The organism is Limnobacter olei, assembly GCF_029087225.1.
GTDB classification, from domain to species: Bacteria; Pseudomonadota; Gammaproteobacteria; order Burkholderiales; family Burkholderiaceae_B; genus Limnobacter; species Limnobacter olei.
Genome location: NZ_JARFJD010000004.1, coordinates 54,005 through 68,922, shown reverse-complemented (window position 1 = coordinate 68,922; position 14,918 = coordinate 54,005). Strand labels below are relative to the sequence as shown.

The window sequence follows — 14,918 nt, the reverse complement described above, 5'->3', positions numbered from 1 at the left end:
CCCGCAGTGTGCACGCACTGTGGGGTGAATCCGTTAGAACGGTTCAAGAGTAGAAATAATTAGCCGACACGGCTTTTAAAAATCAGGGGACAGATGTGAAGTCGTATTTAATGGTTTACACATCGTTGTTGAGTGTAGCTGGATTGGTTTTTTTAACAGGCGTACATGCCAACCCGGTAACAACCCCAGCCACCACCACAGCCACCCCCACTCCCATGCGTTGGGTGATCAACATGGGCGATCAATCTCAGGGCAACGCACCCGCTGGTATGTTGCAAGCGTTGCAAAACACCCTGGGGGTTCCGGTCAACATGGTTCGCCCGCTGTTGCAGCCCAACAGCTACCTGGTTGAAATGCAAAGCCTGCCTGTGTTGGGCAGTTTGCAAACACCCCAGGCGATTCGCGCGGCACTTCAGGCTTTGCCGGGTGTGCGCTTTGCCAGCCCCGATATTCAGTTGCAACGTACCGCAGTACCCGCCCCGAACGATGGCGCCTATGCGGTTAATCAAGCCAGCTACATGCACGCGGGTGCCTATGCCTCGCTGCGCATGCAGGACGTGTGGGAGCAAACCCGTGGCAGCAGCAACGTGGTGATCGCAGTGCTCGATTCTGGCGTGTTATTTGAAAATACTGAATTGAAAGGGCGCTTGTTACCCGGCTACGACTTTGTCAGTAACGTGACCCCACCCACCGGTACGCGAGAAAGTGGCATAGTTGTTGACTCGGGCTCCAACGATGGCGACGGTCGTGACCCCGATCCATCCGACCCTGGCGATGCGCCGCCCCCCGGATTTAATTGCCCCGACGGCTCAACCACCAGTTCCTGGCATGGCACCACGGTGGCCTCGGTGGCGGCAGCACAGTCCAACAATGGTCAATTTCTTGCAGGTATGGACTGGAATGCCAAGGTGCTACCCGTGCGCGTTTCTGGCCGGTGCGGCATTGCCACCAGTTCCGACATTGTGGATGCCTTTTATTGGGCCACTGGCTCGGGGCGTGTGGACCCCACGATTGGTGTGAATCCCAACCCGGCCAACGTGATCAACCTGAGTTTTGCGACTGACACGCCCCTGTTTGGTGGCGGTTGCGCTGCAAACGACATGGTGGCACTGGCCATTGCCGATGCACGGGCGCGCAATGTGTCGGTGGTAATATCGGCTGGCAACAATTCCGGAGGAGCCATTCAGTATCCAGCCAACTGTGCCGGTACTATTGCCGCCGGGGCTGCGGAGCAAGACGGTCAACTGGCAAACTACTCTGCCAAAGGTGGTAGCAGCAACTTCCTCACCCTTCATGCCCCGGGCAACTCAAACGGCTTGTACGTCGGCGCCAGCAACACCGGGGGGTCTACCCCCAACGCCAATGGCAGCACGGCCTTTTTGTTCGCAGGCACCAGCTTCTCGGCTCCCATGGTGGCGGGTGCCATTTCACTGCTCAAAGCCGTGCGCCCCAGCTTAACGCCCAGTCAAGTAGATGCTTTGTTGCGTGACAATGCGCGGCCCTATCCAGCCAATGCCAGCAATTCAACGAATTTGGTGGGTGGCCGGCTTGATTGCACCCCTAGCAGTTGCGGTGCTGGTTTGTTGAACGTACTTGCCGCAGTTCAGGCCGCACGGGCCTTAAGCAACCCATTGCCAGTGGCCAATGTACAGCAGTCGGCGGTGGTGGCCAGCAACGGCCCCTTTGTTCTGGATGCGGCGTTGTCTACGAACAGCGCCGGGGGCGGTGCCAACCTTACCTTCAGTTGGCAACAGGTATTTGGCAACCCGGTGGTGTTGGCAGGTACCGGCACCAGCGCCTTGCAGGTACAGTCGGGCATGGCGGGCAATATTGCTGAATTTGCACTCACGGTAACCGACACGTCCACCAACCGCAGCAACACCAGTGTAGTTCGTTTGGCCAATTCAGCCGTGAACGAGCGCACCTTCACGCCCAGTAATGCTGGTGGGGGTGGAAGTGGTGCAGGCGGGTCGGGCACGGGTACTTCGGCTCCAACTCCTGTGGCCACCAGTTCCGGTGGTGGCGGTGGTGGAGGAGTGTTGGGGTTGGCTGGATTGTTGGGTATGTTGATGCTGTTTGGGGTTTGGCGACAAAGGCTTGGGGTTGCCTGAAAAAGTTGGGATAGAATCGGAATTCACTTGGTCATACCTCAACCGACAATCAGCCAAGAATCCAAATGCCCAGCCCAGTACCGCAGCATCAAGAAAACAACGCCCTTCGTTGGGAATATGCGTCCGTAGTCGGCATTTTGGCCATTTGGGTCAGCATGTTGAGCCTGAAAATCGGGGTTGGCCTTATTGCCGGCCTCGCCATTTTTGCCCTTACCCGCTTTACCCGCCGCGGCTTTGTGCGCCTGCTTCAACCCCACATCAACAAATTCAAGGGTCGCTTCATGCGCGGCCTGTTTGGCTGGTTGCCTACCTTTTTAACCACCGCAGTGGTGGCTGCGGCCGTGGTGTTGTTGGGAATCGGCTTGAACAGTGGGGTACGCTTTGTGCTGGCCACCATGACCCAGCAAGGCCCACAGCTGGTTGAGGAGGCCCTGCGCAACCTGAATTCAGTCACCGCCAGCCTGCCGCAAGCCATTAAAGAACACATACCCGGTAAACCCAGCGAGTTATTCCGCATGATCAGCAAAGACGACAGCGACTTCGTGGGCTACATTCGCAGCTTCGGTGGCGCCAGCTTCTTCATCTTCTTGCAATTTGTGTTCGCCCTTATTCTGGGTGTTTCCGCAGCACTCATGGTGCCAGCCCCAGTGGCGGGTGGTCCAGCCAAACCTTTGGCCGACGCCTGGCTACAAACCCTTGAAAAATATGTGCGTTGTTTCACCTTGCTCATGGGCGCGCAGGTGTATGTCAGCATCTGGAACACCTTCTGCACGGCCGTGTTTATCTACGGCATTTTGCCCGCGTTCGATGTGGTGCTCCCTTTCCGTGAACTGCTACTGATGTTCACCGCCGTGGCCAGCCTGATACCGGCGGCCGGCAACATCATGGCCAACAGCCTTATTCTGGTGCTTACCATTCGCTACGGCGTGTTTGTAGCCATGGGGTCTGTGCTTTACCTGTTCATCATTCACAAGCTTGAATACTTTGTGAATGGCTACATCATTGGTCGCAACGTGCGCGCCAGCGTGCCTGAAATGCTCATCGCCATCATTCTGGGCGAAGTGGCTTTCGGCCTGCCTGGGCTAATTACCGCGCCGGTTACTTATGCATTTTTGAAAATGCACTGGCAACGGTGGGGGTGGGTATAACCCCCGCATTTGAGTATCCTCCAAAACGCGTAGAAAAATCGCCTATCGCAAAAGTGACGATTGTGTGAATTGAGGCTCGCATTCAATATTGACCGCGTAATTATTATTTCGTTAAACAAATAATTAAAAGGTCGAGAGATGAGTCAATTCAACAAACTAACAAAACTGGCGATCGCAGTTTCTGTCTGTATTGGTCTGGCATCGTGCGGAGGGGGGGGTGGCGACAGCAGCGCCTCCTCGGGTGGTAGTGGTGGTGGAACAGTCAGTGGTGCCGCAGCCAAGGGTATTATTCAAAACGGCATTGTTACCTTGTTTGACGGTGCTGGTAACCCTCTTGGCACCACGTCAAGTCCAGTTCGCACCAGTGCAAATGGCAGCTACACGGCCACCTTGAGCAATGCAAATTATGCAGGCCCGGTGTTTGTTGAAATCTCGGCTGATGGCATGACCACCATTCTGAACGAAGCCACCGGTAGCTCAGATCCAGCAACTGGATTGTCTGGCGCTTTGATCAAGTCGGTGGGCAATGTCAACGCGGGGCAACCGGTCAGCATCAACGCTACACCCTTTACCACCATTGTTGCCGAGCTAGTGGAGCGTTCCCGGGGCAGCGGCAATGCCACCCCTTTGCTTGTTCAACAGGCCCAAGTCGCCATCACAACCACCCTGGGTTTTAACCCTGTGGCAACCCAGCCAGTAAACCCTCGCGATCCTGCCAGTGCGGATGCAAGTCCAGAAGCAAAAAAACAGGCTATCTTGCTGGCTGCTTTGGCTCAACTCAGCCAAGGCATTGCGGACGAAGATTGCTCTGAAGGCACAACACCTGCAGCGAAACAAATTTGTGCAGCCAATAATCTGGCCATGGCCTACGCTGGTTCAAGCATTGCCAATAACCAAGCAACCGTGTCGATCGACGGTTCACAAATTCAAGGCTTTACCGCGGCCATTACAGCAGTCTCTGGCGATATGGAAATTAACCAGACCGGCGAAATGGTCGACCCCGCGACCGACCCTGCCACTGACGAAATCCGCACGGCGGAAATGAATCCCGAGCAGCCACAGACAACGGCAGTTGCTACACCTGAACAGGGTTTCAATGAAACCGACGTGGCGGCTGTCAAAACCCTGTTCAACAATCTTCGGTCCAATGCGGCCGCGCTGGATAACGATGAACTGAACGGCCCGCTGGAAACGCAACTTGCAAACTTTGCTGACAGCTTGACCAACCAGGCCACAGGGCTTGAGCCAGGTCCGTTTGACATTACCGAGGCCACCGCTTTGGGAATTGAGCTTTGGGCGACTCATCAGTTTGTCGCAAACGACAATTTACAAGAGTCACGGCCAGTATTTTTCTCTGCTGGTTCTGCCGCCTGTCTGGTTCTGTCTTCTGTTACACGCGAGCCCGATCAACCGGTCACAGGTGTTGTACTCGCAAATTCCTCAGGTGCAAACAATGCGAGATTCGTGGGTTGTACCGTATTTGGTGACGGCGCAAGTCGACCACAGGGGAACGGTTTCCTTGAGTTGCGAAACTACGTCTTGATGACACCAATTTCTGGTCAGGTAAATACCTTCAATGTGGAAAGCGATTCCCGCTTTTGTGATGTAGATTTCAGCCAAGACAATTCAGTTGATCGTTGCTTGAGCCTTGAAGGAAACAGTCGCGTGATCGGCGGTGTTGCAGGCGCTGGCGTTGCCACGGCGAGTGGCAACAAAACTTTTGACAGCCTGGGTAACACCACAAGTATGACAGGGTCTTTCAGTGGCATGGTTGCGCCCCCCATTGAATTTGATTTCAGCAACCCTGCAAACCCCACTGCGGTTGAACTTGCAGACACAACAAACGTTGATATCGACTTTACTGCCACATTCCCTGATGAGAACAGTGTGACATTGGTCGGCAGTGGCTCATTCACTACCACCTCTGGTGATCAAACAATTACCACTGCGTTAAGCAGCTTCACTGTAAGTGGCACCGAAGATCCCGAAACCCAAGAGTCGACGGGTTCAATTGCAGCACAGGGCCGAATTGAGACTCAATTGGGGGCACTGCGCGGCAGCTTTTCCGCCGACAGTGATGAAGGTGTTATTGAATTTACGGGTGCGGTTGATTTGAAAGAGGGTAGTGCTACAAATACCTTGTTTGAAGGTGCCGTAACCCTCAGTGGCACCCCAGCCACAGAAACAATGCCCGCCACCGCCTCAGTTCTGTTCGACGGTACGCTCCGTTTGCCCAATCGCCCCGAGCTTGTTGTAGAGCTTCAGGTCAACAACGCGGTGTTGAACGACACTTTCGATGGTGTTGACGCAGGTTCACTGGCATTTACCTATCAGCAAAACGGCACTACCGTAATCCTGAATGCGTCGCGAAATGAACAGGGTGTGGAATCCATTACCATCAACTCACCCACCAGCATGGTTACAGTTGGGCCCTTCAATCCTGACTCTGCGCAAACCGTAGATGTGTTGCGAGATGGTCGACTGGCGGCACGCTACAATGTGGCCGATGCCCGGGTCAATTACGTGGATGGTACGTTTGAACAATTCTAAATTTGGTCTCAAGGTCGCCGCTGTGGCGGCGGCCTTTTTTATTTCAGGCATGGCAAGCGCAAGCGATTCAGGGCAGTACGTGCTCGAATTCGGTGGTCAAACCTATCAGGCCAACAACGCAACATCAATTGATCAGTTTGACGATCAATTCACCGGGTACAGCCCCAGGCAAAGCCAGGTATACGGCTTGGCCGAGAATGCTGCATACCTGCAAGCCAGTCGAAATGGCTTTACCTTGCAAGCCTACAAGCGGCAGGAAATTTTTATCAATGCAGGCCGAGAAACCGGTCAGCTTTACGCCGACATTAATGCACGTGTACCACCCAACACCAATCGCGTTTACGCGGTTGATTTTGATGGCTATGGAATTGAACACACTGGTTTAAGTTTCGCCAAAACCTTGACGTTGCCGAGTGTTGAAATATCCCCTGCATTTCGGGTGTACAACATCGACCGTTACCGTGAAATACAGGCCAAGGGCTTCGCTGCTGCTCGCGCAGATGGCAGCTACGACATCAATGTCAATACTGTAGAGCGCGACACGGAAGCCGATTTTCAGTTTCCCGCCGGTCCTGGCCCAAGTGGCCTGGGGTACGCCTTGGACTTGGCTGTGCAATGGCAGGCAAAGCCCAATACCCTGATGTTTGCCAACGTTCAGAATCTGTTTAACAGCAACGAAATTGACAGTGCACCCACTACTGTTCAAACCATCAACAGCAATGTCAACCAATTCGATTCTGACGGTTTCCTCAACTACAACTCAGCCATTCAGGGCCGCAATAGCCGCGAGAACTACACCTTTAGCCTGCCGGTAAAAACTCATTTGGGTATCCAGCATGCAACTGGTATTCGTCAGGTTCACCAACTGGGCGTAGATGTCAAACACATCAATGGTTTGGTTTTGCCGCGCCTTAGTGCGGGTTGGCAGCAACCTTTCCCTTGGCTGGAAGGTATCACCGTGGGCTATGAAACGCACTTCGAGGCATTCGATTTTGCGGCTTACTTCAAACATGGCGGAGTCAAGTTTGGGTTTGACACCTTGAGTGATGAAAGCCGCCGAGTGGAGTATTTGCAGTTTTTTTGGCTGGCCAAGCTGTAAAATCGAGCAATTCTTTCTATCTTCAGGGGTAATTGCTTGAATTGGTTTCAGCGAATCAACCCAGCCTGGTTTTTGGCGGGGGCGGCGTTTTTTTTGCCGATTAAGCCGGCGCCGGTAAATTTGCTGTTGGCTATTGCAATTCTATTTTCGTTAATTAATTCTGAATGTCGTCAAACTATTGGTCGTTTGTTCACTCGAGTAGAGTTAGTTCCCCTTTGGCTGCTTCTCGGGTATCTAGCACTCACGTTTTTTCATCCCGGCAATGATGAATCCAACTATTCAGAGTTCATTAGCAAGTACGGTCGACTGTTTCTAATTCCGTTTCTAGCCAGTATCCTGATCAATCCAGAAAACAGGTATCTAGTTGGTAAAGGATTCTTGGCTGGAATGGGGGTAGTACTGGCTTTGTCGTACGCTGTTTGGTTCGGGGTTGATCCGTCGCATTTCGGCGCCAAGGCAACCGACATGTATGCCATTCCAAGTAATCCAACCGTATTCAAATCGCACATCACACATAACTTCTTTTTGGTTGTCGCAATTTATCTGTGGATCTTGTCTATCTTTCGCTCGGAAAAACTGCTTTCCAAATTGATCTTCGCTTTGCTAACCTTACTCGCTTTGGTTAATCTTTTTGGCATGATCGATGGGCGTACAGGCTGGCTCGTTTTCATGGTCATCCCTTTGTATTTTGGTTATCAAAAACTTGGGTTGAAAGGTTTCGTGATTGCTGGTGTCGCGTTTGTCGCTTTATTGGTTTCAGCGTATTTTTTAGTCGAAAATGTACACGACCGTTTTTCCACCACTTGGTTGGAAGTTCAACAAGTGCTACAGGATAAACCCCAGCAGGAAACCAGTATTGGAGAACGCGTTATGTACTTGACCGCCAGTTGGTCTGCTTTCATCAACGCTCCTTTATTCGGTTACGGGTTGGGTGGAATTCAGGCTGCTGTTCAACCATTTACCTCGGCGGCAGGTTGGCCGCCTTTTTACAACCCCCACAACCAGTTTCTAATGTTGGTGTTGCAGGGTGGTTTGCTGGCGCTTGTTTTATACATTTGGTTCTTCGGTGTGGCGGTTTACCGAAGTAGTCAAAATACTTGGTCGAGTACATACGTTCTACCCTTGATGATGTTCTATTTGGTTGGAAACATGCTGAACTCATTCCACTTTGATTTTGCTGAAAGTGTGGGTTTTTTGATTTTATATTCAGCGTATCTGGGTAGTGCAAAATGACCTTGTTTATTCATGCACCCAATGTGCATCAAGGAGGCGGTCGAACCCTGCTGAGCGCTCTTCTGGGGCAGGTGGATAAAACTGCTTGTTGCGTGTTGGACGAACGTATGAATAAAAGTGATGCTGTTTTGAATCCTGCCATTCATTCGATCAAGCCAACGCTGTTTGATCGACTTTGCGCTGAAATTTTTCTGTCAAAGAACGCGAAAGCCGATGATGTTGTGTTGTGCTTCGGTAATTTGCCGCCTTTGTTTAAATCACGCGCCAAGGTGATGGTTTTTCTTCAAAACCGGTACATGTTCGGCCCTCACGACTTTTCCCGATTCGCACTCGGTACCAAGTTGCGTTTAAGGTTGGAACGTTGGTGGTTCCGCACCCGTATGCGGTCGAATTATCAAATCATTGTTCAATCGTCAACTATGCAGCGCGAATTACAGTCTAGCCTCGGTTTTAAAGCCACAGTTTTACCTTTTCTTGCGGCTAACGGCGAGCCAAGCATAATCACTGCCGAGAGTTTTCAAAATAAAGAATTTGATTTCGTATACGTGTCTTCGGCCGAACCCCACAAGAATCATGCAGCGCTTCTCGATGCTTGGGTGCTTTTGGCAGAACAGGGCATTCGACCAAGTCTTGCCCTAACCGTGAATGCAGATAGCGCAGCGCATGTCGCCCAGTTAATTGAGCAGAAATCGATATTGCACGGTTTAAGGATTAGCAATTTCGGTACTTTGAAGTATGGTGATGTGCAGAACCTTTATCGCAACTCAACTGCCTTGATATTCCCCTCAAAGCTGGAATCTTTCGGTCTGCCTCTGTTGGAAGCTAGTCAGATAGGCCTACCAATTCTCGCATCAGAACTAGACTACGTCCGTGATGTAGTTGATCCTGCCCAGACTTTCGATCCAGATTCCCCTACTTCGATTGCCAGGGCTGTTTTGCGTCATCTCAATATACATTTGCCCAAAACTGAAACTGTTGATGCCAAGGCATTTCTGGCCCACGTCTTGCAGCAGAACAAGCAATGAGAATACTGATAGTCACCCAGTATTTTTGGCCTGAAAGTTTCATGATCAACGATGTGGTCAAGGCCTTGGTTAAACAGGGCCATCAAGTAGTGGTTGCTACAGGTAAACCCAATTATCCCGACGGTAATATTTTCCCAGGCTACAGGGCCAATGGGGTTCAGCGAGAACTGTTTGACGAACATACGCTCATAGTACGAGTTCCCACATGGCCGCGTAAACATGGTGGTGCCAAAAATCTTATCTTGAACTACCTGGTTTTTGTGTTTGCGGGCATGTTCTGTTTGCCTTGGGCTTTGCGTGGTTTGAAGTTCGATGCAATCTTGGTGTACGCACCTTCACCCATCACGCAAACTATTCCAGCAATTCTATTGAAGTGGATTAAACGTGCGCCACTGGCTTTGTGGGTTCAAGACTTATGGCCGGAAAGTTTGCAGGCCACAGGTTTCGTACGCAATAAGAAAGCACTGACCGCCGTAGGCTATATGGTTTACTGGATTTACAAGGGTTGCGACCTGCTGCTGGCCCAGTCCAAGGCATTTATTGCACCATTGAATGAATATGCAAACCTCAGCAAGATTTGTTATCAACCCAACTCTTTTCCAGAACAGAGCACAGAAGCGCTTGTTGATGGGCCTGCGGCATTGCTAGCCACCCTAGAAAACAGATTCTGCGTAGTTTTTGCCGGAAACCTTGGGCAGGTTCAAGCACTGGATTGTGTTATTGATGCAGCTGAATTGTTGAAAGATCACCCCGATATCTCAATCGTACTTGTTGGAAGTGGCAGTAAAAGCGAATGGCTCGCCCAACAAAAACGGGAACGGGGCCTTGACAACCTTGAGTTACCTGGCCGGTTTCCAATGCAAACCATGCCTTCCATTTTCAATAGGGCGGGTGCGTTACTCGTCTCCTTAGAGGATGATCCTATTTTTGAACTAACGATCCCTAGTAAAGTTCAGGCTTATTTGGCTGCGGGGAAGCCAGTATTAGCCAGTTTGAATGGCGAGGGTGCACAGGTCGTGCTTGAGGCCAAAGCTGGTCTAGCGTCGCCCGCCGGAGACAGTGCGGCGTTGGCAGCAAATATTTTGAAGATTAAGCAGATGCCGAGTGACGAACGCGATACATTGGGTCGCCAGGGGAAGTCGTATTTCCTTGAGTATTTTGAAACTGAAAGCCAAGCCCGTCACTTGGCTGAAAGGCTCAGTGCCATGGGAAAGGGTAAAAAATGAAAATTCTGGTGTTGGGTATTACAGGCATGTTGGGTAGTGCAGTGTTCAAAGCGCTGTGTGAAAGCAAACAATTTCAGGTGTGGGGCAGTCAACGCAGCGTTAGCTGTCACCCAAAGCTTGCTGCCTTGCCCTCGGCGGGCATTCTCACCGGGGTGGATGTCCTGGATCAGGACACGTTGGTGAATACTTTTGCAAAGGTTAAGCCCGATGTGGTCATCAACTGCGTGGGGCTGATCAAGCAACTTGAGCAAGCCAACGACCCGCTAAGCGTTTTGCCAATTAATGCCATGCTACCGCATCGTCTATTGCGCCTGTGTAGCTTGGTTGGTGCCCGCCTGGTACATATCAGTACCGATTGCGTGTTCAATGGCAAGAAGGGCAATTACCTTGAAAGTGATCCTTCTGATGCCGAGGATCTTTATGGTCGGTCAAAGTACATCGGCGAGCTTACTGACAGCCCAAGCGCAATTACCCTGCGAACCTCCATTATTGGGCATGAATTGGGCACCAGCTTCGCTCTGCTTGAGTGGTTTCTGGCGCAGCAAGGCAGCGTGAAAGGTTTTTCCAAAGCAATATTCTCCGGTGTACCCACTTGCGAACTGGCCAGAATCATCATTGAATATGTTCTGCCAAAGCCTCAGTTGCATGGTCTGTATCATGTGGCCGCTGAACCCATTTCCAAGCTGAGCCTGCTGCAACTGGTGGCCAAAGAGTATGGCGTACAAACCACAATCAATCCCGACAGCGACTTGGTCATCGATCGATCACTTTGCGCTGCGCGCTTCCAGCAGGCAAGCGGGTATACTGCCCCTAGATGGCCTGATTTGATTCACAAAATGCGCCAATCCCGAATTCAATAAATACTGACGAGTCCCCATGTTCGACGGAAAAGTACTCATGATCACCGGTGGTACAGGGTCGTTTGGCCACACCGTGCTGAAGCGTTTTATCGAAACTGAAGTGAAAGAAATCCGCATCTTCAGTCGTGATGAAAAAAAGCAGGAAGACATGCGCATTGCCTTGGGCTGCGACAAGGTCAAGTTCTACATCGGTGATGTTCGCGATTATGACAGTCTTGCGCAAGCCATGACTGGCGTTGATTACGTGTTCCATGCTGCCGCCTTGAAGCAGGTGCCTTCCTGCGAGTTTTACCCTATGGAGGCCGTGCGCACCAACGTGTTGGGGACCGAGAACATGCTGAACGCAGCCATTGCCAAGGGTGTTAGTCGCGTGGTGGTTTTAAGTACCGACAAAGCGGTGTATCCCATCAACGCCATGGGAATTTCAAAGGCAATGGCGGAAAAGCTGATGGTTGCGAAGTCCCGCACTATTCCCGAGGGCGGTACTGTGGTGTGTGCCACCCGATATGGCAACGTCATGGCCAGTCGCGGCTCGGTCATTCCCTTGTTCATCCAGCAGTTGCTGGATGGTCAGGAAATCACGGTTACCGACCCCAGCATGACCCGTTTTTTGATGTCACTTGAAGAGTCGGTTGATCTGGTTTTGCATGCGTTTGAACATGGTCAGCAAGGCGATATTTTTATTCAAAAAGCACCAGCCTCTACTGTGGCGGATCTTGCCCAAGCATTGAAAGAACTTCTCAACAAAAACAACCCGGTTAAAGTCATCGGTACCCGGCATGGTGAAAAACTTTATGAGTCCTTGGTGTCGCGCGAAGAAATGGCCAAAGCTGAAGACATGGGCAGATATTTCCGCATCCCAGCAGATAATCGCGACCTGAACTACAAAAAGTATTTTGTAGAAGGCGAGCAGCGTATTTCCGAATTCGATGACTACACGTCTCATAACACACATCGCCTGGATGTGCAGGGCGTAAAGGATGTACTCAAAAAGCTCGACTATGTGCAGGAGTTTTTGAATGCTTAAGGTCATGACCCTAGTTGGTACCCGGCCTGAACTCATCAAGATGAGCCGCGTAATTGCGGAGCTGGACACGCACACAGAACACACCCTCGTGCACACTGGCCAAAACTACGACTATGAATTGAATCAGGTTTTTTTTGATGATCTGGGTATTCGAAAACCTGATTTTTTTCTTGAAGCTGTGGGCGAAAATGCAGCACAAACGATTGCTCGCGTAATTGAAAAATCGGATGCGGTTCTTGAACAGATCAAGCCCGATGCGCTGATGCTGTACGGCGATACCAACTCGTGTTTGGCTGTAATTTCTGCCAAACGCCGCAAGGTGCCCGTGTTTCACATGGAGGCGGGCAATCGTTGTTTTGATCAGCGTGTACCCGAAGAATTGAACCGCAAAGTGCTGGACCACCTCAGCGACATCAATATGGTATTAACCGAGCACGCCCGTCGTTATTTGATCGCTGAAGGTATTCGCCCTGAAACAATCATCAAGACCGGCTCGCACATGCGTGAAGTGCTGAATTATTACATGCCGAAAATTCAGCAAAGCAAAGTGCTTCAAACCATGAAGCTGGAAGAGGGCAAGTTTTTCATCGTGAGCGCACACCGCGAGGAAAACGTAGACAGCCCAGAGAATGTGGCTGATTTGCTTGAAACCTTGAATGCCATGGCTGAGCAATACAAGTACCCCGTAATCGTTTCCACCCACCCGCGCACTCAAAAACGCTTGGCAGAACTTGACCTAAGCAGCATGAATCCGCTGATTCAGTTCCTGAAGCCATTTGGGTTCACCGATTATATTCGCTTGCAAATGGCCGCCTCCTGCGTGATTTCTGACAGCGGCACTATCACTGAAGAAACCTCATTGCTTGGATTGAAGGCTATTACCATTCGCAATGCACATGAGCGGCCCGAGGGTATGGACGAAGGCATTCTCATCATGTCAGGGCTGAAAAAAGCCCGTGTACTGGATGCTGTTCGAGTTGTGATTGAACAGAAAGCTGTGCAACCGAGTGTGGCTCCCGTGGTAAAAGACTACGAGAACCCCCATGTGGCCCGTCAGGTACTGCGAGTAGTGCTTAGTTACACCGACTACATCAATCGCACTGTGTGGTCCAAGTGAATGGTCAGCGTATCCTGGTAACCGGCGCTACTGGCTTTGTAGGCCAGCGGGTATGCCAACTGTTGGAAAACCTTGGGGCGGTGGTTGTTAAAACCAGCAGGGCGCCTTCCAGCCAGCCCAATACATTTCAGGTTGCACCATTGGGCCCAAACACCAATTGGCTTGAAGCGCTTCTTGGTTGCACAGCTGTTGTGCACCTTGCAGCCCGCGTGCATGTGATGAACGACCAGGCCGCCGACCCTTTGTTTGAATTCAGGCAGGCCAACACGCTCGGCACTTTGCAACTTGCCATGCAGGCGGTGCAATGTGGTGTGAAGCGATTGGTATTCATTAGCTCTATTAAAGTGAATGGCGAAGCGGGCGATTTCACTGCCAACGCCATACCGAACCCGATTGACCCCTATGGAATCTCAAAGTTTGAGGCTGAGCAACAGTTACTCGAACTGAGCCGTCAAAGTGGTTTGGAGGTGGTTATACTGCGTCCACCATTGGTGTATGGGCCCGGTGTAGGGGCCAACTTCCTGAAACTGCTTGGCGTTGTGGCTCGGGGAATACCATTGCCATTTGGGGCCGTGAACAACCAACGCAGCTTGGTGTATGTGGGTAATTTGGCCGATGCTATTGCTATCTGCCTGAATCATTCGAACGCGGTTGGAAAAACCTATTTGGTTTCTGACAATTCAGATGTTTCTACTCCACAGCTGGTTCGAGAAATGGCAATGGCCTTGGGGCGAAAAGCCAACCTTATTAATATCTCGCCTTGGCTAATTGAGTCCCTGGCCGCTTTGCTGGGTAAGCGTGCAGCTGCCCAGCGCCTATTGGGTAACCTTACGGTGAGCCCTCAGGCGCTGCATGAAGATTTGGATTGGGAGCCACCGTACAGCATGCAGATAGGCATGAAAGAAACGGCTGACTGGTACATGCAGCAAGGCCAATTGAAACTACGATGATGAAACGTTTGTTCGACTTGTTATTGGGTGTGGTTGTGTTGGCAATTCTTGCTTTGCCAATTCTCGTTGTTGCATTTGCGGTACGCGTAACTTCCAAAGGTCCGGTTTTGTACTGGAGTGATCGAGTTGGCATTCACAACCAAATTTTTAAAATGCCGAAGTTTCGCAGCATGCGCGTGGGCACGCCAGCGGTTGCGACACATCTGCTCAGTGATCCTCATTCGCATCTAACACCCATTGGCTCTTTTATTCGTAGAACCAGTCTGGATGAATTACCGCAATTGTGGAGCATTTTAAAAGGTGATATGAGTTTCGTGGGCCCGCGCCCAGCGTTGTTTAATCAGCACGACTTAATTGAATTGCGCACAGAAAAAGGTGTACACCATATTCCTCCTGGTTTGACGGGTTGGGCTCAAGTGAATGGTCGTGATGACATACCTATTCCCCGCAAAGTACAGTTGGATTATGAATACTTGCAAAAGCAAAGTTTGTTGTTCGACATTCAAATACTTTGGCTTACATTCCTGAAAGTGATTAAACGCGACGGTGTTTCGCACTAAGGCACACGTTCA

At 51.0% G+C, this 14,918-nt stretch carries 12 protein-coding genes; all 12 read left to right on the top strand.

The genetic code is table 11. The annotated features are described in order from the left end of the window. Nucleotides 1-95: 95 nt before the first annotated feature. The 12 genes from PY990_RS03840 (at nt 96) to PY990_RS03785 (ending at nt 14,906) form a co-directional block, all read left to right on the top strand. Nucleotides 96-2,111, top strand: a complete 2,016-nt coding sequence (locus PY990_RS03840) for a S8 family peptidase (protein ID WP_275270479.1) — start codon at nt 96-98, stop codon at nt 2,109-2,111. Nucleotides 2,112-2,176: 65 nt separating this feature from the next. After that, nucleotides 2,177-3,259, top strand: a complete 1,083-nt coding sequence (locus PY990_RS03835) for an AI-2E family transporter (RefSeq protein WP_275270478.1) — start codon at nt 2,177-2,179, stop codon at nt 3,257-3,259. Between the two features lie 138 nt (nt 3,260-3,397). Further along, nucleotides 3,398-5,809, top strand: coding sequence for a hypothetical protein (locus PY990_RS03830; RefSeq protein WP_275270477.1), 2,412 nt, complete (start codon nt 3,398-3,400; stop codon nt 5,807-5,809). Continuing rightward, on the top strand, nt 5,796-6,908 hold the full coding sequence (locus PY990_RS03825; protein WP_275270476.1) for a hypothetical protein: 1,113 nt from the start codon (nt 5,796-5,798) through the stop codon (nt 6,906-6,908). Before PY990_RS03830 ends, PY990_RS03825 begins: the two co-directional genes overlap by 14 nt. A 36-nt stretch (nt 6,909-6,944) precedes the next feature. Then, nucleotides 6,945-8,141: an O-antigen ligase family protein gene (locus tag PY990_RS03820; protein WP_275270475.1), complete on the top strand. Its 1,197-nt coding sequence runs from the start codon at nt 6,945-6,947 to the stop codon at nt 8,139-8,141. Next, complete coding sequence (locus PY990_RS03815; RefSeq protein WP_275270474.1) at nt 8,138-9,166, top strand: glycosyltransferase; 1,029 nt, start codon at nt 8,138-8,140, stop codon at nt 9,164-9,166. The genes PY990_RS03820 and PY990_RS03815 overlap by 4 nt, the downstream gene beginning before the upstream one ends. Nucleotides 9,167-9,207: 41 nt before the next feature. Then, on the top strand, nt 9,208-10,392 hold the full coding sequence (locus tag PY990_RS03810; protein WP_275270473.1) for a glycosyltransferase family 4 protein: 1,185 nt from the start codon (nt 9,208-9,210) through the stop codon (nt 10,390-10,392). Then, the gene (locus PY990_RS03805; protein ID WP_275270472.1) at nt 10,389-11,252 is read left to right on the top strand and encodes a dTDP-4-dehydrorhamnose reductase family protein; all 864 of its coding nucleotides are present in this window, start codon (nt 10,389-10,391) and stop codon (nt 11,250-11,252) included. Before PY990_RS03810 ends, PY990_RS03805 begins: the two co-directional genes overlap by 4 nt. Nucleotides 11,253-11,268: 16 nt before the next feature. Next, nucleotides 11,269-12,279, top strand: a complete 1,011-nt coding sequence (locus PY990_RS03800; protein ID WP_275270471.1) for a polysaccharide biosynthesis protein — start codon at nt 11,269-11,271, stop codon at nt 12,277-12,279. Beyond that, nucleotides 12,272-13,396, top strand: coding sequence for a non-hydrolyzing UDP-N-acetylglucosamine 2-epimerase (wecB, locus tag PY990_RS03795; RefSeq protein WP_275270470.1), 1,125 nt, complete (start codon nt 12,272-12,274; stop codon nt 13,394-13,396). Before PY990_RS03800 ends, wecB begins: the two co-directional genes overlap by 8 nt. After that, on the top strand, nt 13,393-14,346 hold the full coding sequence (locus PY990_RS03790) for a UDP-glucose 4-epimerase family protein (RefSeq protein ID WP_275270469.1): 954 nt from the start codon (nt 13,393-13,395) through the stop codon (nt 14,344-14,346). Before wecB ends, PY990_RS03790 begins: the two co-directional genes overlap by 4 nt. Next, on the top strand, nt 14,346-14,906 hold the full coding sequence (locus tag PY990_RS03785; RefSeq protein ID WP_275270499.1) for a sugar transferase: 561 nt from the start codon (nt 14,346-14,348) through the stop codon (nt 14,904-14,906). The genes PY990_RS03790 and PY990_RS03785 overlap by 1 nt, the downstream gene beginning before the upstream one ends. The last annotated feature ends 12 nt before the right edge of the window (nt 14,907-14,918 follow it).

What these genes read in the sequence shown, in the direction of transcription:
- PY990_RS03785 (WP_275270499.1), top strand. Translation starts at nt 14,346, where the DNA reads ATGAAACGTTTGTTCGACTTGTTATTGGGTGTGGTTGTGTTGGCAATT.
- PY990_RS03805 (WP_275270472.1), top strand. Translation starts at nt 10,389, where the DNA reads ATGAAAATTCTGGTGTTGGGTATTACAGGCATGTTGGGTAGTGCAGTG.
- wecB (WP_275270470.1), top strand. Translation starts at nt 12,272, where the DNA reads ATGCTTAAGGTCATGACCCTAGTTGGTACCCGGCCTGAACTCATCAAG.
- PY990_RS03830 (WP_275270477.1), top strand. Translation starts at nt 3,398, where the DNA reads ATGAGTCAATTCAACAAACTAACAAAACTGGCGATCGCAGTTTCTGTC.
- PY990_RS03810 (WP_275270473.1), top strand. Translation starts at nt 9,208, where the DNA reads ATGATCAACGATGTGGTCAAGGCCTTGGTTAAACAGGGCCATCAAGTA.
- PY990_RS03815 (WP_275270474.1), top strand. Translation starts at nt 8,138, where the DNA reads ATGACCTTGTTTATTCATGCACCCAATGTGCATCAAGGAGGCGGTCGA.
- PY990_RS03800 (WP_275270471.1), top strand. Translation starts at nt 11,269, where the DNA reads ATGTTCGACGGAAAAGTACTCATGATCACCGGTGGTACAGGGTCGTTT.
- PY990_RS03835 (WP_275270478.1), top strand. Translation starts at nt 2,177, where the DNA reads ATGCCCAGCCCAGTACCGCAGCATCAAGAAAACAACGCCCTTCGTTGG.